Origin of the sequence: Azospirillum brasilense (assembly GCF_007827815.1) — a bacterium.
GTDB classification, from domain to species: Bacteria; Pseudomonadota; Alphaproteobacteria; order Azospirillales; family Azospirillaceae; genus Azospirillum; species Azospirillum brasilense_C.
This window is the reverse complement of the sequence record NZ_VITH01000010.1, coordinates 103,158-121,282: the sequence shown is the minus strand read 5'-3', so window position 1 is coordinate 121,282 and position 18,125 is coordinate 103,158. Positions and strand designations below refer to the sequence as shown.

5 protein-coding genes are annotated in these 18,125 nt (G+C 72.0%); all 5 read right to left on the bottom strand.

The annotated features are described in order from the left end of the window. Positions 1 to 130: 130 nt before the first annotated feature. Genes FBZ83_RS20840 through FBZ83_RS20820 form a run of 5 tightly spaced genes read right to left on the bottom strand, consistent with a single transcriptional unit; the run spans position 131 to position 17,802 of the window. Positions 131 to 895 (bottom strand): thioesterase II family protein, encoded by a 765-nt coding sequence (locus FBZ83_RS20840; RefSeq protein ID WP_145687875.1) that lies wholly within the window; start codon positions 893 to 895, stop codon positions 131 to 133. Continuing rightward, positions 895 to 2,547 (bottom strand): cyclic peptide export ABC transporter, encoded by a 1,653-nt coding sequence (locus tag FBZ83_RS20835; protein ID WP_145687870.1) that lies wholly within the window; start codon positions 2,545 to 2,547, stop codon positions 895 to 897. The genes FBZ83_RS20840 and FBZ83_RS20835 overlap by 1 nt, the downstream gene beginning before the upstream one ends. Beyond that, on the bottom strand, positions 2,544 to 4,193 hold the full coding sequence (locus FBZ83_RS20830) for an ATP-binding cassette domain-containing protein (protein WP_145687857.1): 1,650 nt from the start codon (positions 4,191 to 4,193) through the stop codon (positions 2,544 to 2,546). The genes FBZ83_RS20835 and FBZ83_RS20830 overlap by 4 nt, the downstream gene beginning before the upstream one ends. Next, the gene (locus tag FBZ83_RS20825; protein WP_145687846.1) at positions 4,190 to 5,191 is read right to left on the bottom strand and encodes a TauD/TfdA family dioxygenase; all 1,002 of its coding nucleotides are present in this window, start codon (positions 5,189 to 5,191) and stop codon (positions 4,190 to 4,192) included. Before FBZ83_RS20825 ends, FBZ83_RS20830 begins: the two co-directional genes overlap by 4 nt. Beyond that, positions 5,188 to 17,802 carry a non-ribosomal peptide synthetase gene (locus tag FBZ83_RS20820; protein WP_145687833.1) on the bottom strand — a complete coding sequence of 4,205 codons (12,615 nt, stop codon included), beginning with the start codon at positions 17,800 to 17,802 and terminating at the stop codon, positions 5,188 to 5,190. The genes FBZ83_RS20825 and FBZ83_RS20820 overlap by 4 nt, the downstream gene beginning before the upstream one ends. Positions 17,803 to 18,125: the final 323 nt, after the last annotated feature.

Below are 18,125 nucleotides of genomic sequence, written 5' to 3'. Positions count from 1 at the left end.
CCCGAAGGGACGGCCCGCTCCGAAAACGCCGCCGGTGGTTGTCGGCGGCACCGTCATATGGGCTAACGAATGCGGTTGTCTTCGTCAAAGGATTTGCCATCAAAAAGAATATCAACGCTCAATTGTCGTTTCATAAATTTTCTTCCGTCAGATGTTCGGCAATCACCGCGTGCTGCTCGTGCAGGAAGAAATGGCCGCCGGGAAGCGTGCACAGGCTGAATCCCGCCCCGGCCAGCCGTTCCCACCCGGCGACCTCCGCCACCATGGCCTCGGTGTCCTCCGCCCCGGCGAAGGCCAGGATCGGCACCGGAAGCGGCGGCGGATCAGGTTCGAGGAACCCATCGGACATGGCGAAGTCGGCGCGCAGCATGGGCAGCATCAGCTCCATCAGGTCGTCGCAGGCCAGCACCTCGGGCGGGGTGCCGCCCAGCGCGGCGAGGCGGGCGCGGAAGTCCGCATCGTCCAGGCCATCGACGGGTGGCCGCCGCGACGGAAGGTGGGGCGCCCGGCGCCCCGACACCGCCAGCAGGGCGGGCGGGCGACCATGCGCCGCCAGCGCACGGGCGGTGGCGTAGGCCAGCGCCGCGCCCAGCGAGTGGCCGAACAGGATCAGCGGCCGTTCGCCCAGCGGCTCCAGCGCCGCCAGGAGGGCGGGTACGGCCTCCTCCACCCGGTGCAGCGGCGGCTCGCCGATGCGGCTCTCCCGTCCCGGAAGGCGCACGGCCAGCAACTCGGTGTCCGGCCCGACGTGCGACGCCCAGTCCCGGAAGACGGCGGCCCCGGCCCCGGCGTAGGGGAAGCAGGCCAGGGTGCGGCGCGGCGCCGAAGCCGTCCGGAAGCCTTGCAGCCAGGAGGGCAGGGTGGAGGACAGTGGCGAGGACAGGGGCGGGGCCATCACGCCGGCTCCAGCGCGAACAGGTGAGGGTGGCCGTGGCCTTCCTCGATGCGGCCCTCGTTCATGTGATAGACGCGGTCGGCGAGGCCGAACCAGCGCTCGTCGTGGGTCACGCAGATGACGATCTTGCCCAGGGCCTTCAACTCGGGGAGCAGTTCTTCGTAGAAGACGCGGCGGAAATGCGGGTCCTGGTCGGCGGCCCATTCGTCCAGCACGATGACCGGCTTGTCCTCCAACTGCGCGACCACCAGGGCGAGGCGTTTGCGCTGGCCGGTGGACAGGGCGACGGTGCTGAAGCCGCCGTCCGCGACCGTCACCTTGTCCTGCATCTCCAGCCGCTCCAGCAGGGCGCGGACGCGCGCCGGGTCAGGGTCGGCGACGCCGTAGAGGCGGCGCGACAGGTGGTAGTCGGAGAAGATGGCGGAGATCATGTCGCGGTAACTCTGCATCCGTTCCGCCGGCACCGGTTCCCCGTCGGCGAGGAGTTGGCCGCCGTCCAGCGGCATCAGCCCGGTCAGCAGGCGCAGCATCGTGGATTTGCCGGAGCCGTTGCCGCCGGTGACGAAGGTGATCTCGCCCGCCCGGAACTCCGCCGACAGCGGCCCCACGGCAAAGACGGGCGCGCCTGCGTCGTCGTGATAGGCGAAGGTGGCGTCGGTCAGCGCGATGCGCGTGGGCGGGCCGGGCAGCCGCTCCGTCCCCTTGTCCGGGGCGCTGCCGGCGGCGGCGCGCAGCCGTTCCTCCATAGCCTCGATGTTGGACAGGGCCATTTCGGTCTGGGCGACCAGCGGGGTGACGAAGGACACGGTGCTGACCGGCCCGACGATGAACAGCGCCGCCGTGGTCGCCGCCACCACCACCGTGTGATAGCCGGTGGTGAACAGCGGCACGACGAAGACCATCATGCCGATCAGCGTGTAGAACATCCCCTCGACCAGCGCGAAGTTGCGGCCCCACCGCTCCTTCATGTCGACGTTCACCGCCCGCGCCCGGGACGAGGCGTCGGCGAGGTCGCGGATCAGCCCGTCGCCGCGGCGGCGGTTCATCCGCACCTCCTTGAAGCCGCGCAGCAGGTCGGTCAGCCCGTCGAAGACGCGCGATTCCGCCGCCGCCGCCTCCATCATGTTGCGGCGCAGGCGCTGCACCCGCGCCACCTTCACGGCCACGGCGATCCCGGCGAAGGCGAAGGCCATCACACAGGCCAGCGGCGACAGCCAGGCCAGATAGACCGCCAGGAAGACCAGCATCACCGCCTGCTGCCCGCCGATCGCCAGAAGGGGCAGGGTCTGGGCCAGCGTCTGGGTGTCCTGGGTCAGCACGCCGTGCAGGGACGCCCGTCCGATGCGGTCCACGGTCACGAGGTCGGCGCGGCGCACCAGATCGAACAGGCGCAGGCGGATCTTGTGGATCAGCCGCTCGGCGTCCTGGGACGCGGTGACCAGAGCGTAATTGTGGGTCACCCCGAACAGCGTCACCGTGACCGCGTACATCACCAGAAGCCGCGGGCTGACGATGTCCTTGGCGGCGTCCTTGGCGGCGGCGTCGACCAGCCAGAGCAGCGCCGCGGTCGCGATCGCCGACAGGACGTTCATCAGGGCGAGCGTGCGCAGATTGTCCGGAAGCTCGCGCAGGACGATGGCGGCCAGCCTCATGATACGCCCTCCGTCTTATGGGCGAGTTCGGTCAGGCGGCCTTCCTCCATGTGCAGGCGGCGGTCGGCGACGTCGAAGTAATGGTCGTCGTGGGTCACCGCCACGATGGTCAGGCCGCGCCGCTTCAACTCCGGCACGACTTCCCGGTAGAACTTGAAGCGGAAATGCGGGTCCTGGTCGGCGGCCCATTCGTCGAAGATCAGGATCGGGGCCTTCTCCAGGATCGCCGCGACGAGGCCCAGCCGCTTGCGCTGGCCGGCGGACAGGTCGCGCCGTCCGAAGCGGTCGCCCTCCAGGGCGGTGACCCGCTCCATCTCCATCCAGCGCATCAGTTCGGCGGCCTCCACAGGGTTGATGGCGTCCTGGCCGTAGAGCCGGGCGAACAGGTGGAAATCGGCGAAGACGGTCGCCATCAGCTCGCGGTAGGCGGCGATGCGCTGCGGCCCGACCGGCACCCCGTCCACCGTGATCCGCCCGCGCAGCGGGTGGTAGAGTCCGGTCAGCAGCTTGATGAAGGTCGATTTGCCCGACCCGTTGCCGCCGGTGATGAAGATCACCTCGCCGCGCCGGATGGTCAGGTCGAAGGGGCCGACCGCGAAGGGCGGCTCGCCCGGCGGGGCGGGGAAGGCGAACTCCATCCCCTCCATCGTCACCTTGGCGAAGTTGACGGGCACCGGCAGGGCGGGGCCATCGCTCCCGGCCTCCGCCAACTCCGAAAGCTGGCCTTCCAGAGCCATCATGCGCCCGGCGGCGGCCTCCGCGGCGCTCATCACCGCCAGCGACTGCATCAGCCCGAAGACCGGGGCCGACATGAAGAAGATGGCGGCGGTGATCTTCACCAGCTCCGCCGAGATGGCGCTGGAGTAGGACGGCACGACGAAGACGACCACGCCCAGCATCAGGTTGAAGGCGCATTCGCCGAACACGAACTGCTGCCAGGTGTGCAGGTGCACCGCGCCTCGGGCGGTGATGGTGCGGCCGGAGACCGTGGCGAAGGCGTCGTTCAGGTCGCGGCTGCGGGCGCTGTTCAGCCGCTGTTCCTTGAAGCCGTCGAACAGGTCCGACACGCCTTCGAACAGGATGGCCTCCTCCGCCATCATGGCGCGCTGTCGCTCCTCCAGCGCGCGGCCCAGCCGGATGTAGAACCATGTCCCGGCACCGAGCAGCCCGCCGATCAGCAGGAAGGCGACCGGCGAGATGGTGGCAATGTAGAGCAGGATCGTCCCGGTCAGCAGGACCGAGCGCACGGTCAGCGCCAGGAACTGCGAATTCTGCGAAATGAGCTGGCTGCTCTGCGTCACGCTTTCGAACAGCGGGGTCTGGCCGAAGCGTTCCAGCTTCCACAGGTCGGCGCGGCGGATCTGGTCGAGCAGCCGCATGCGCAGGCTGTCCACCACCTCCTCCGCGTCCGCCGACAGGTGGGCGACCATGCGGCCTTCCAGGAGCATGTAGAGGAGGACGCTGGCGACGAAGGCGGCGGCCAGCGGCACGTTGACGAAGTCGGCCTTCTCCGCGGCGATCTCCTCCGCTCCCCGGTTGACCAGAGCCAGCACCAGCGTGGAGAAGAGGGCCGACCCCAGCGCATAGAGAACCAGACGGCGCAGCGGCGCCGGTCCCAGCCGTCCCAGCAAGCGGAGGAGGTTCATCGCGCGTGATCCTGCGGGGTGCCGTCGTCGATGCGGATGCGCAGCGCGTGGCGGTCCGGGTCGGCGAAGGCGCCGCGCCCGTGGAGCGCCTCGTGGTTGTTCATCGCCAGCAGGCTGTCGGACTCCATGAAGGTCTCCAGCCGCTGCGCCGGGTTGTCCAGTTCCGCCTGGAGGATGGCGAGCGCGCGGCGGACCTCCGGGGTGTCGTGCTCCGGTCGGGCGGCGAGGCCGCGGCGCAGCGTGTCGGTGCGGAAACGGATGAGCGGGCGGTCGCCGAAGACGGTGGCGAAGGTCACCTCCACCGCGTCGCGCGACCCGGTGCGGGTGAAGGTGGCGGGAATGCGGAAGGGCAGCGCCGTCCGCGACAGAAGGTCAAGCGCCCAGCGCCCCTCCTCGCTGCCGGCCAGAGCCGCGCGGACGCAGCGGGCGTCGCGCAGGCTGGACCGCCCGCCGCCGCAGGCCGCCGCCCGAGCGAAATAGAGCAGCATGTAGCGTTCGGGGTCCGGGAAATACTGGGTGTCGGTGTGGAAATCGGCCTCGTCCGCGTGCTCCGAGAAGGTGGAGGCGGCGCCGCTGCGCACCAGCTCGGGGCGGAGCTTGATGTCCCACACCACCTTGCGGTCGATCCGGTCGGTCGCGGTCGGCGCGCCGATGCCGACGGCCAGCGCGTAGAGCAGGCGGCGCCGGGTGTCGAGATCGTGACCGCCGAGATGGGCGCGGCGGATCAGCACGCCGCTGTGGCTGGTCTCCAGCCGGTCGCGGATCGCCGTGGCCAGGGCGGACAGGCCGGGCGCGGCCTCCGCCAGTTCGCCGCGCAGCTCGGTTTCCCGCCCGTCCGGGACGAGGGCGGCGGCGTCGGTTTCCGTCCCGTGGCGGGCGGACAGGACGGCCAGCGCACGCGCTGCCTCGGTGTCGGGCAGCGGCTCCACGCTGAACTCCCCGGTGCGGAAGCCGAGATCCTGGACATGGGTCAGCATGGTGGCTCCGGAGGCGGTCATCGGGAGAAAAGATCCGCGGCGGCGCACAGCATGTCGGCCTGCCCGGCGCGGGGAACCGGCGGCCAGCCGAAGCCCATGCGGCCGAGCAGCGCTTGCGTGCGTTCGGAGGTCAGCTCCTGCCGCCGCCCGCGCGCCTGGGGGGAGCGCCCGCTGTAAAGGCCGAAGCCCTCCAGCGTCTGGGCCAAGGCGCCGTCCATGTCGGGTTCGCCGATGGCGCGCTCCAGCCGGTCGAGCAGGGCGTCGAAGCCGACCGCCCGCACCGCCCCCGCCATCCCCGCCGCCGAGGTGACGAAATCGGCCAGCGTGTCCCGGCGGTGGTTCTCCACATGATGCGTCTCGTTGGCGAGGCCGGCGGCGCCGGCCAGCAGAGCCACCGCACGGGCCACGCGATCGACGTGGCAGAGCCAGACGTGGGAATCGTCGGGCACCACCCCCAGCCGCACGAAGGCGGCCAGTTGCCGGAAGAAGGCGTTGTCCCGCAGGTTCAACTGCAGCGGCCCGCCCTCCGCCGCGAAGACGACGTTGCCGACGCGGTGGATGCTGGCGTTGCGCAGATCGCCGCGCGCCGCCGTGACCAGCCGTTCCGCCTCCTGCTTGCTGCGGACGTAATAGTTCTCGTCGAGGACGTCCGGCACCGCGTCGTATTCGGTGACCAGTTTGAAGCCGTCCTCCGGCGCCTTGCCGGTGACCGACAGGGTGGAGATCAGGTGGAAGTCCGCCGGGTCGCCGCGCCGCGCGGCGGCGAGGTCGAGGAGCCGGCGCGTCGCCTCCACATTGTCGGCATGGAACTCCGCGTAATGGCCGAAATGATTGACGTTGGCCGCGCAGTGGAAGACCGCCCGCACCCCCTCCGCCAGCGCGCCGTGCACCGTGGGTGTGAGGCCCAGCCCGTCGCGGCGCAGGTCACCGGCCCGCACGGTCAGGCGCGGATCGCCGATCAGCGTGGCCCCGCCCGCCGCCCCGAAATAGCCGGCCAGCACGCGGCCGAGCCGGGCGTGGGCGGTCCGGTCATCGGCCCCGCGGACCAACGCAGTAACCCGCCGCGCCGGGTCGGACAGAAGTTCCCGCAGCAGGTACGCGCCGAGATAGCCGGTGGCGCCGGTCAGCAGCACCTCGCCGTAGTCGCGCCGCTCCGTCCCGTCGAAGGCGTCGTAGGCCGCGTTCCGTGCCTCATAGGCTTGCTGCTGCTCGGCCAGCGCGCGGTCGCGGGCGGCGTCGAAGGCGGGGAGGGTCGCCTGATAGTCCTGCCAGTGGGATCGGACGGCGGCGATCACCCGGTGCAGATGGTCCGGCTGGGGCCGCAGGCGCAGCGCGAATTCCGCCAGCGCTGGGGCTTCGTAGAGGTCGTTGATCTTGCAGGCGAATTCTCGACGCAGGCGGTTCACCACGGCGATCGCCCGCAGGCTGTCGCCGCCCAGCTCGAAGAAGCCGGCCTCGCGCCCCGGAACGGGCCGCTGAAGCTGCTCCGCCCACAGCTCCGCCACCCGCTGCTCCACCGCGTTGCGCGGCGGGGTGTAGGCGCCGGAGGCCGTGCCGTCGGAGGGCGCGTGGTTGGCCAGCGCCTGCAGCAGCGCCTTGCGGTCGACCTTGCCGGCCACCGTCACCGGGATCGCGGGCACCCGGATCACCGCCGCCGGCACCATGTAGGCGGGCAGCGCCGCAGCCGCATGGGCGGCCCAGGCGGCCTGCGTCGGTTCCGCGGCGTCGGGCGCGAGGCTGACGAAGGCCCACAGCGTTTGGGCACCGCCCGGCGGCGTGTCCACCAAGGCCACCGCCTGCTGCACGCCGGGATGAGCTTCCAGACGGTGCTCGATCTCGCCCAGCTCGACGCGCTGGCCGCGCAGCTTCACTTGGCTGTCCGACCGGCCGAGGACCAGCAGCTCCCCGTTGGGCAGCCAGCGGCCGAGGTCGCCGGTGCGGTAGCGGCGGCCCTTCGCCGTCTCCACGAAGGCGGCGGCGGTCAGGTCGGGCCGGTTCAGGTAGCCGATGGCCAGCCCCAGGCCGCTCAGCCAGACATGGCCGACGGCGCCGGGGGGAACCGGTTCGCCGTCCTCGTCCAAGATGTGGATGGCGGTGTTGGGCAGCGGGCGTCCGGCGCTCATCCACGGCGAGTACGGGGACAGGATGCCGATGCTGGCCGCGGCGGTGTTCTCGGTCGGGCCGTAGCCGTTGATGTAGCGCAGCCGGGCCGCGTAGTGCAGGGCGTCGGCGGCGTTGGGCGGCTCGCCCACCGTCATCAGGATGCGCAGGGTCGGCAGGTCCGCCTGCTCGAACAGCCGCAGGTAGGAGGGCGGCAGGGTGGCGGAGGTGACGCCCAGCCGTTCCATCTTGGCGCGCAGCCCGGCGGTGTCGTCCATCTCGGTACGGCGGATGGGAACCAGGGCGCCACCGGTCGCCCAGGTCATCACGGAATCGGAGATCCAGGCGTCGAAGGAGGGGGAGGAACTGAGGAGCGTCCGTTCGTCCGGCTGGACGCCCATCATCCGCGCCATCGACAGGCCGAGGTTCAGCAGCCCGCCGTGATGCAGCACGACCCCCTTCGGCACCCCGGTCGATCCCGAGGTGTGGATGATGTAGGCGGGATCGCCCGGCGTGCTGCGCGTGCCGGCCTCCGGCTCCTGAGCGTTTGCGGCGCGGAATTCTTCGGTCAGGGATTCCGGGCGAAGGACGGCGTAACCGGCCTGCGCCAGCGCGTCGGGCAGGGCATGGCCGTCCAGCGCCACGACGACGCGGATGGCGGCGTCGCGGGCGATGAAGGCCAGCCGGTCCTCCGGCAGGTCGCGGGTCAGCGGCAGATAGGCGGCCCCGGCCTTCCAGATCGCCAGCACCGCCTCGGGCAGGGCGGGCGAGCGCTCCGTCAGGACGCCGACCGCGTCGCCGGTCCGCAAGCCCTGCGTCAGCAGTGCGTGGGCCAGCGCGTTGGCACGGGCGTTCATCGCGGCGTAGCTGACCGCGCCGTCGTCGGTGATGAGGGCTGGGCGGTCCGGCTGCGAGCGCGCCAGCGCGGCGAACTGGTGGTGGAAGCAGCGAACCGGGTGCGGCATCGCCGGGCCGCGCTCCCACGCGGCGAGCAGCGTTTCCTCGTCCGGCAGCAGCGCGGGCAGCGGGTCGCCCGGCGTCTGCTGCGGATCGGCCAGCCGCCGCGCCCAGCCGGCCAGCCCCGCGGTCCAGGCCTGCGCGGTCTCCCGTTCGTAAAGGGCAGCGTTGGCGTAGAGCTGGAGGATCAGCCCGCCATCCGCCTGCCCCTCATGCACCAGGACGAGGTCCTGGGCGGGGGCGCTGTGGCGCAGCTCGTATTGGATGTCGTGGCCGTCAAACGTGTCGATGGCCGCGAAGCGAAGCCCGTCGCAGGGCGGGGCGGGCATCGCCGGATTTTCCGTCACCGCCAGATCGAACAGCGGGTAGCGGGCCGGATGATGCGCCTGCGGCTGGCTGCGGCGGAACTCCGGGTGGATGCGGGCGAAGGGCTGGCGGCCATGGCGCAACGCTTCCGCCAGACGGCCTTGCGTGGCCTTGACCGCCGATTCCAGCGGCTCGCTCCGGTCCACCCGGAAAGGCACCGGCAGCATGTTGACATAGTAGCCGACGACGCCCGCCTCCTCCGCCGTTTCGCGGGTGGAGGCGGCGGTGCCCATCAGGAACGCTGCCCGGCCGGTGCGGCGCCGCACCTCATGCGCCATCAGCGTCATCATCAGGGCGTGCAAGCTGGCGCCGTTGCGCCGGGCGAGGGCGCGCAACGCCTCCGCCACGTCCGGGGTGAGGCGGACGCGGTGGCAATGGCTTCCCTTGGCCGTTTCGGTGCTGCGCACCGGCGGACGGGTGTTGTCGAGCGGCCATTCCTCGAAGGCGGCGGGGTCGATCCCAGCGAGCAGGCGTTGCCAACGCTCCGCGTCCGCCCAGGCGGCCTCACCGGCGAGATAGGCTTCCTCCCGCGCGGCGGAGCGGCCGAAGCCGGGGGCGCGGCCGGGCAGGGACACCCCGCGCAGAATCGCCGCGAGGTCGTCCGCCAGCAGGCCGAGCGACATCCCGTCGCCGATGGAATGGTGCAGAGCCAGCCAGAACAGGGTGCCGCTGCCGTCCGCCACCCGCACCAGCCCGGCCCGCCACAGCGGCGGAGCGGCCATGGCGAAGGGCGCCGCCTGGCGTTTCCGGATGAGGTCGAGCGCGGCGGCGCGGTCGGAGGCCGTGACAGTTTCCAGGTCGGTGGTCGTGGTTTGGACGACACGGCGGAGCGTGCCGCCTTCGTCCTCTTGGAAACCGGTGCGCAACGCCTCGTGCCGCTCCGCCAGGGCGGTCCAGGCGGCTTGCCAGCGTTCGTCGGTCGGGACGTCGCCCTCCACCGACAGCGTCAGGGGGATGGTGAAGCCGCGGGTGTCCAGCCCGGCCTGCTCGGCCACCCAGAACTCCCGCTGGCCTTCGGTCGCGCGGTCGGATTCGGCGTCGGTTGGGGCATCCACGGGAGCTGTGGCGGCGAGGCGGGCGGCGAAACCGCGCAGGGTCGGCTCGGTGAACAGGTCGCGGGCGGAGACGGGGTGTCCCAGCTCCGCTTCCAGCGCGTGGGCGACGGCGATGGCGAGCAGGCTGTGGCCGCCGAGCGCGAAGAAATTGTCGTCGCGCCAGACCGGGCCGCGGCCCAACCGCTCCGCCCAGATGCGGGCGACGGTCTCCTCAAGCCGGCCCTGCGGCGCCATCCGCGCTCCTTGCGGGGCGTGGCCGGCGATCAGCCCTTGCAGCGCTGCGCGGTCCACCTTGCCCGACGCCGTCACCGGCACCGTTTCCACCGCGATCACCCCGGCCGGGATCATCACCGCGGGCAGCCGGTCGGCCAGCCAGCCGCGCCAGGAGTCCTCGGCTGGCACCGGCTTGCCGGGGATGGGGCGGACGAAGGCCCACAGGCTCTGCGCGGCGCCGGTCTTGCCCTGGACGAGGGCCACGGCCTGCGCGATGTCGGGGTGGGCGCCCAGCGCCTGTTCGATCTCGCCGAGTTCGATGCGGATGCCGTTGAGCTTCACCTGATCGTCGATGCGGCCCAGCACTTCCAACTCGCCGTCGGCCCGCCAGCGCCCGAGGTCGCCGGAGCGATAGTGCCGCCCGCGTCCCGTCCCGACGAAGACCGCCGCCTCCTGCTCAGGACGGTTCAGATAGCCGCGGGCGAGGTTGGCGCCGCCCAGCCAGATCTCTCCCACCGCGCCCGGAGGCACCGGGTGGCCCGCCGCGTCGCGGATGTGCACCGACGTGTTGGGAAGCGGGCGCCCAACGGGCAGGAAGCCCCGGTCCTCCGTGCCCAACAGCCCCATGGCGCTGGTGATGGTGTTCTCGGTCGGGCCGTAGGCGTTGTAGTAGCGCAGCCGCCCGGCGTAGGTCCGGACGTCGGCCGCAAGGGGCGCCTCGCCGCCGGTCACCAGGATGCGCAGCGACGGCAGGTTCGCCCCGTCGAACAGGCGCAGATAGGTCGGGGTGAGGTCGGCAACGGTCACCCGCTGCTCCGCCAGGAAGGCGATCAGGCGCGCCGGGGCGCTCAGCACCTCGTAGGGCACGGCGCAGAGCGCCGCCCCGGCGGCCAGTGGCACGCCGATGTCCGACAGCGACACGTCGAAGGAGGGCGAGGCGAACATCAGCGTCCGATCCTCGGCGGTCAGGCCGAAGGTTTCGACGGCTCCCAGCACCATGTTTACGTAGGCGCCGTGACTGACCGGCGTGCCCTTGGGGCGGCCGGTGGAGCCGGAGGTGTAGAGGATGTAGGCGGTGTCCTCCGGTCCGGTCGTAGCCTGTGGACGCGGGGCTTGCGGGCGGTGGGCCTGCGCCGTGCGGAAATCGGCGGAGAGGTCCTCCGGACGCAGAAGGGGCAGGGGGGACAGCGCGTCGGGCACCGCAGCGCCGTCCAGCGCCAGCAGCAGGGCCGCCCCGGCGTCTCCGGCGATGAAGGCCAGCCGTTCCGCCGGCAGATCGGCGGCGAGCGGCAGATACACCGCGCCCGCCTTCCAAACGCCGAGAAGCGCAGCGGGAAGGTTCGGCGAGCGGCCGGTCAGCACGCCGACCACGCTGCCGCGCTCCGCCCCGCGTCCCCGCAGGGCGTGGGCAATGGCGTTGGCTTCCGCCTCGACGGCGCGGTAGGTCAGGACGCGGTCGGGGGCGATGACCGCCGGGCGTCCGCCCTGGCCGGTGCCGGGACGGTCGATCAGCCGCTCGAACAGCGCGTGGAAGGGCAGCGCCGGGCGCTCCACCGCCGGGCCGTGTTCCCACGCCGCGAGCGTCGCCTCCTCCTCCGGCAGCAGGGCGGGTGGCGACACGTCGGCGCGGGCGGCGTCGCCGCCCAGCCAGCGCGCCCAGCCGGCCAGCGCGTCGAACCAGCGCTCCGCCGTGTCCTTGGCGTAGAGTGCCGCATTGACGTGCCATTGCAGCAGCAGCCCGCCGTCGGCCAGCCCTTCATGGATCAGCACCATGTCCTGTCCGGGCGAATGGCCGGTGCGCTCGTAGGCCGGCCCGTCGCCATCGGGGCGGACGAGGCGCAGCGGGCCGGCGGCGGGCACGCTCTGCGGATTCTCCGTCACCGCGATGTCGAACAGCGGGTAGCGGGCCGGGTCGCGTTGCTGCGGGCGATCCGTCCAGAAGCCGTGGCAGATCCGCGCGAAGGGCAGGCGGGCGTGTTGCAGCGCCCTGGCCAGAGCCGCCTGGGTGGCGCGCAGCTCCGCCCCGAATGGGGTGTCGGCAGCGGGATGCAAGGCCAAGGGCAGCATGTTCACGCCGTAACCGACGACCCGCGCGTCCTCGGCGGTTTCCCGGATGTCGCCGGTCGTGCCGATGGTGACGGCGCCGCGCCCGGTGCGTCGCCGCACCTCGCGCGCCAGCAGGGTCAGCAGAACGGCGTGCAGGCTGGCCTCGTGCCGGCGGGCGACCGTCTTCAGCCCCGAGGCGGTGGCCGGGTCCAACCGCAACTCGAAGCGATGGCTGCCCGGTGCTGCCGTGGCGGCGCGTGGCGTGTCGAGCGGCCAGTCGTCGAACGCCTCGGCGGGCAGAGCGGACAGCAGGTCCCGCCAATGGGCCTCGTCCGTCGCGCGGTCCCGGCCGTCCAGATAGCGCCGCTCGCGGGCGGCCATGGCGGTGTAGCGGGTGGGCCGAAGAGGCAGGGTCTCACCCGCCAGCAACGCGGTCAGTTCCTCCAGCAGGATGCCGACCGAGCGTCCGTCGCCGATGGAATGATGGATCGCCATCCAGAACAGCGCCGCGCCGCCGTCCGTCAGCGTCACCAGCCCGGCGCGCCACAGCGGCGCGGTCGCCATGACGAAGGACTGGCCCTGGCGGCCGCGAATGTGGGCCAGTGCCGCGGCGCGGTCGGGTTGCTTGGACAGCTCCGGGGTGACGTCGATGGTGGGGGTGATGTGGCGGCGCAACCGCCCTTCGGCGTCCTCCGCGAAGCTCGTGCGCAACGCCTCGTGCCGCTCGGCGAGCGCCGTCCAGGCGTTCGACCAGCGGGCCGCGTCCGGCATATCCCCCTCCACGGCGCGGATCACCGGGATGATGAAGGGCCGCGTGTCCAGCCCCGCCGCCTCGGCCACCCAGAATTCGCGCTCCCCTTCGGTGGCGAGGTCGGACTCGTCCGCGTCGGCCTGCGGCGCATCTGCCTCGCTCAGCTCCGCCACTTTGCGGGCGAAGCCGGCCAGGGTCGGGGCGGCGAACAGGGCGCGCGCCGGGACGGCCACACCCAGCTCCTGGGACAGCCGGTGCGCGATGGTCACCGCCAGCAGGCTGTTGCCGCCGAGCGCGAAGAAATTGTCGGTGCGCGCGACCTCCTCGCCCAACAGGCCGCCCCACAGGGCGGCAATGCTGTGTTCGAGCCCGTCCCGCGGCGCCTGCCGCTTCGCCGTGGTGGCATCGCCATGGGCGTATGCGAGGCGGAGCAGGGCGTCTCGGTCGATCTTGCCCGCGGGCGTCAGGGGAATGCTGTCCACCGCCGTCACGCTGGCCGGCACCATGAAGGCGGGCAGACGGTCGGCAAGGAAGGCGCGCCACGCCTCCTCGTCCGGCAGGGCAGCGCCGTCCTTGGCGCGGACGAAGGCGCGCAACGCCTTGGTGCCCTCCGCCGCGGCGTCCACCAGCACGACGGCCTGCGCGGCGGCGGGATGGGCCAGCAGGTCCTGCTCGATCTCGGCAAGCTCGACGCGCTGGCCGTGCAGCTTCACCTGATGGTCGATGCGTCCGCACAGGACCAGTTGGCCGTCCGCCGTCCAGCGCCCGAGATCGCCGGTGCGGTAGAAGCGGCCCTCCGCCGTCTCGACGAAGGCGCGGGCGGTCAGGTCGGGGTTGTTGAGGTAGCCGCGGGCCAGTCCAACCCCGCCCAGCCACAGTTCTCCCGGCAGGCCCGGGGGAACCGGCGTGCCATCCGGACGGCGCAGCGTGACGCGGGTGTTGGGCAGCGGGCGCCCGGCGGGCACCGGCCCGCCGCGTCCGCTGTCCGGCAAGATGGGGCCCATCGACACGAGGATGCTCGCCTCGGTGGGGCCGTAGGCGTTCCAGAAGGCCAGATCGGCGGCGTGGTGGCGGGCGTCGTCGGCGTTCGGCGCCTCACCGCCGGTCAGCAGGACTCGCAGGCCGCGGAACGGCTTCTCCTGGCTGACCCGCAGGTAGGACGGGGCGTGGAAGGCCACGGTCACGCCCAACGCCGCATAAGCATCCTTCAGCGCCCAGGGATCGTCGCGCAACTCCGGCGGCACCGGCACCAGCGCCATCCCGTGCAGCAGCGCCAACCCGAGTTCCCACAGCGAGGCGTCGAATCCCGGCGTTGCCGCCAGCGCCATGCGGTCGTCGGCCCGCAGGCTGACCGTCTCCCCGGTCGCCAGCGCGGCGTTGACGAAACCGTCGTGACGGACCGCCACGCCCTTCGGATGCCCGGTCGTGCCGGAGGTGTAGATGATGTAGGCAAGGTCGTCCGGCGCCCCGGCCACGACGGTCGGTGCGGCGGACCCTTCGAGGATCTCGGGGCGGATCAGCGTCGGCACGGCCTCGGCCAGGGCGGGCGGGACGGGCTGGCCGTCCAGCGCGATCAGCAGCCGGACGCCGGCGTCGCGGACCATGTAGGCCATGCGCTCCGGCGGCAGGTCGTGGGCCAGCGGCAGATAGGCCGCCCCGGCCTTCCAGACGCCGAGCACCGCCGCGGGCAGGCCCGGCGCGCAGCCGGTCAGCACCGCCACGGCGTCCTGCCGCGCCACGCCGCGGCCCAGCAGGGCGGCGGCGATGCGGTCGGCGTCCCGGTTCAGGTCGCCATAGGTCCGCACGCCGCTGCGGGTGACCACGGCGGGGCGATCCGGCTGGTGGGCGGCGATTTCAGCGAACAGCTCATGGGCGCGGCGGGCCGGGCGGGGACGCTCCTCGCCAAACTCCCAACGCTTGAGCAGGACCGACTCCTCCGGGAGCAGGGCGGGCAGCGGGGAGTCCAGGCGCGTCGGGTCGGCGGCCAGCCAGCGCGCCCAGGCGGCGAAGGCGGCCAGCCAGGAGCGCGCGGTGGTCTCTGTGTAAACGTCCGGGTTCCACAGCAGCGCCAGTTCCAGCCCGTCGCCACCCTCCGCCGTTACCGGCTCGTGGCTGAAAGCGAGGTCGAGGCCGGCGGCGGGGTGGGCGAGCGCGCCGGGCAGGCGTCGTGGGGACAGCGACAGGCCGCTGACCGGATCGGCGCTGGTCCGTGGCGGGTTGGCGGTCAGCGACACCGCGAAGAGGTTGGGCCGGGCGGGCGGCAGAGCGTCGGGGTGGCGCTGGCGGAATTCACGCTGGATCAGATTGGCGGGCAGGCCGGCGTGTCCGACCGCCTCGGTCAGCGCGTCCTGGGCGGTGCGGACCTGTGCGGCCAATGCCGCCGTGGTGCCCGGAAGAAGGACCGGCACCAGATTGACGAAATGCCCGACGGTGTCCTCCGCTCCCGCCGGGCGCAGGGAGACGCCGGTGCCCAGGATCAGGTCGGACCGCCCGCCGCGCCGCCGCGCCTCCGCCGCCAGGATCGCCAGCAGCAGGCCGTGCAGGCCGACGCCCTGCGCCTTCGCGATGGCTGCAAGGGCCGCGGTGGTCGCGGCGTCCAGCCGCTCGGCCAGGGGCGGGGCGGAACGACCGCCGGGCGTGGTGGGGCGCGGCTGGTCGAGCGGAAGCTCTTCGAACGCCTCCGGCGGCAGGGCGTCCAGTTTGGCTTGCCAGAAGGCGCGGTCCTGCGCCGCCCGGTCGGAACGGAGATGGCGCGCCTCGTCCCGCGCCGCCAGCGCGATTCCGTGCGCCGCCGGGGGCAGGGGGCGGCCCAGCAGCAGGGACAGAACGTCCTCCTGCACGGTGCGGGCGGACTGGCCGTCCACCACGGCGTGGTGCAGCACGAACCAGAACAGCGTCTCGTTGCCGGACTCGATGAGCATCAGGCCGGCGCGGGCCAGCGGTGCCTCGCTCAGGGCGAAGGGCGTCTCGGCATAGCCGGCGATCAGTTCCCGCGCCTCCTCCGGGAGGTGACAGCGGTCGATGGAGAAGCCGGCTGCGGGCGGCAGGGCGGCGGTGGGAACCGTGCGCCAGCGCACCCGTCCGTCGGCGTCGGCGTGGAAGGCGGTGCGCAGGGCCGGGTGACGCTCCAGCAGAGCGGCCCAGGCGGCGCGCCAGCGCTCCACCTCCGGAACGGGGCCGCGCACCGACAGGGCGCGCACGACGTGCGACCCGGCGGCGGCGAGGCCGAGCTTGGCGGCGACCCAGAAATCCTCCTGTCCGGCGGTGGCGGGACCTTCGCCCAGGTCCGGCGGCTCGGTGTCCTCTCCCTTCTGTTCCGCGATGCGGCGGGCCAGCGTCTCCACCGTTCGGGAGGCCAGGATCACCGGCACCGTCACCGGATGGCCGAGCGCGTGGAGGCGCTGCCCGACCGCGATGGCGAGCAGGCTGGTGCCGCCGATGGCGAAGAACGGGTCGTCCCGCATCACCGGGCGGGTGTCCAGCACCTCCTCCCACACCGTGGCAATGGCCCGTTCCAGATCGCCTTGCGGCGGTGTTCCGCCCGTGCCGCGCCCCGCGGTCAACGCCTCTTCGGCGAGCGTCAGCAGGGCGCGGCGGTCGGTCTTGCCGGCGGAGCTGATCGGCATGCGGGCCACGGCCTTCACCCGAGCGGGCACCATGTAGGCGGGCAGGCTGCGGCCGAGGAAGGCGCGCCAGTCTTCCGACTGGGCCGCCTCCGGATCGGCGCTCTCAACGATGGCGGTCAGGCGGCCCTGGTGCTGAACGGCGGCGGCGCGGCTGACCAGCGGGTGGCGCAACAGCGTCCGCTCGATCTCGCCCAGCGACACCGACTGCCCGGACACCTTCACCATGTCGTCGGCGCGGCCCAGCGTCTCCAGGTCGCCGTCTCGGTTCCAGCGTCCCAGGTCATGCGTGCGGTAGGCGCGCCCGAAGCGTGTCTCGACGAAATTCTCCGCCGTCAGCTCGGGCTGGTTCAGGTAGCCGCGCGAGACGCCCCGTCCGACGACATGGATCTCACCGACCGCGCCGCCGGGCACCTCATTGCCATGGCGGTCGAGCAGATGGACGGCGTTGTTGGTGAAAGGCCGCCCGCTGGGCAGCGGGCCGTCGCCGTCCGGATTCACCTTGTGCATGCAGATGGTGCCGCAGACCTCGGTGGCGCCGTGCATGTTCCAATAGTCGAGATGGCGGGCGTAATGCCGCGCGTCGTCGGGGTTGGGCCGTTCCCCGGCGGTCAGGATCATGCGCAGCCCCGCCGGCACGGCGCCACGCAGCAGCCGCAGGTAGGACGGCGTGAACAGCGCGATGGTCACGCCCAACCGGGCCATATGGTCGAGCAGCCGGGCCGGATCGTCGATCAGCGCGCGTGAGGCCGGGACGTAGGCGGCCCCCGAGAGCAGCGGCAGGCACAGCTCGCGGAATCCCAGGATGAAGCCGGGGGAGGTGGACAGCAGCACCCGGTCGCCCGGCCCGACGCCCTGCGCCTCCGTGTGGCCGAGCGCCAGATTCACGCAGGCGTCGTGCTGGATCAGCACGCCCTTCGGCTGGCCGGTGGACCCGGAGGTGAAGAGAATGACCGCCAGTCCGCTTGCCAGCCCGTTCACCGGGCCGGACCGATCCGGGCGTTCCGTCGCCTTGGCGAGGCTGTCGCCGTCCAGGGCTTCGGGGCGCAGGACGGCCTGCGGCCGCTCCGGCCGGCCGTTGGCGGCCAGGGCATCGGTCAGCGCGTCCGGCGGGGCCACCCCGTCCAGCGCGATCAGCAGCCGCATCCCCGCTTGCCGCGCCATGTTCGCCAGCCGCTCCGCCGGCAGGTCGGCGACCATCGGAACATAGACGCCGTCCGCCTTGAGGATGCCGAGGAACGCCTGCGGCAGCGCGCCCGACCGCTCCGTCAGCACGCCGACCGGCTCTTCCCGATGCAACCCGAAGGCCAGCAGCGCGTGGGCCAGCGCGTTGGCCGCCGCGTCCAACCCGGCGTAATCCAGGGTTCCGTTCTCCGTCACAACCGCCGGGGCGGTGGGATGCCGGTCCGCAAGCCGTTCGAATCCCTCATGCAGACGAAGATCGGGCCAAAGTCTGACCGGCCCGAAGCTGTTGGACAGATGAAGGTGTTCGGTGGGGAGGTGCGGCGTGGTGTCGGGCATCGAAGTCCCCACAATTCCTTCGGCGTTGCAATGATCCGACGGGACAATTTGCGACGAGTTTTTACAGAAACGTCATATGCGTCCCAAAAAGGGATTAGGTCGCCGAGAATACGTCCTAAAAGGGGATTGTCAACGCATGATGCAACTCAAAGAAATTTTGACAGAAGAGAAAGCCACATTACGAATGCGGAATGCTATCGACACACCAACGTGTGGTTATCCTGCTTTGGCGAGGGTTGCTCCGATCGTGGCGGGGCAGACGGAGCGCGGCGGCTCATCAAAGGTTGCAGCGCTCGCTGGCACGACGAAACCCCTCCCCATCC

What these genes read in the sequence shown, in the direction of transcription:
- FBZ83_RS20840 (WP_145687875.1), bottom strand. Translation starts at nt 895, where the DNA reads ATGGCCCCGCCCCTGTCCTCGCCACTGTCCTCCACCCTGCCCTCCTGG.
- FBZ83_RS20825 (WP_145687846.1), bottom strand. Translation starts at nt 5,191, where the DNA reads ATGACCGCCTCCGGAGCCACCATGCTGACCCATGTCCAGGATCTCGGC.
- FBZ83_RS20830 (WP_145687857.1), bottom strand. Translation starts at nt 4,193, where the DNA reads ATGAACCTCCTCCGCTTGCTGGGACGGCTGGGACCGGCGCCGCTGCGC.
- FBZ83_RS20820 (WP_145687833.1), bottom strand. Translation starts at nt 17,802, where the DNA reads ATGCCCGACACCACGCCGCACCTCCCCACCGAACACCTTCATCTGTCC.
- FBZ83_RS20835 (WP_145687870.1), bottom strand. Translation starts at nt 2,547, where the DNA reads ATGAGGCTGGCCGCCATCGTCCTGCGCGAGCTTCCGGACAATCTGCGC.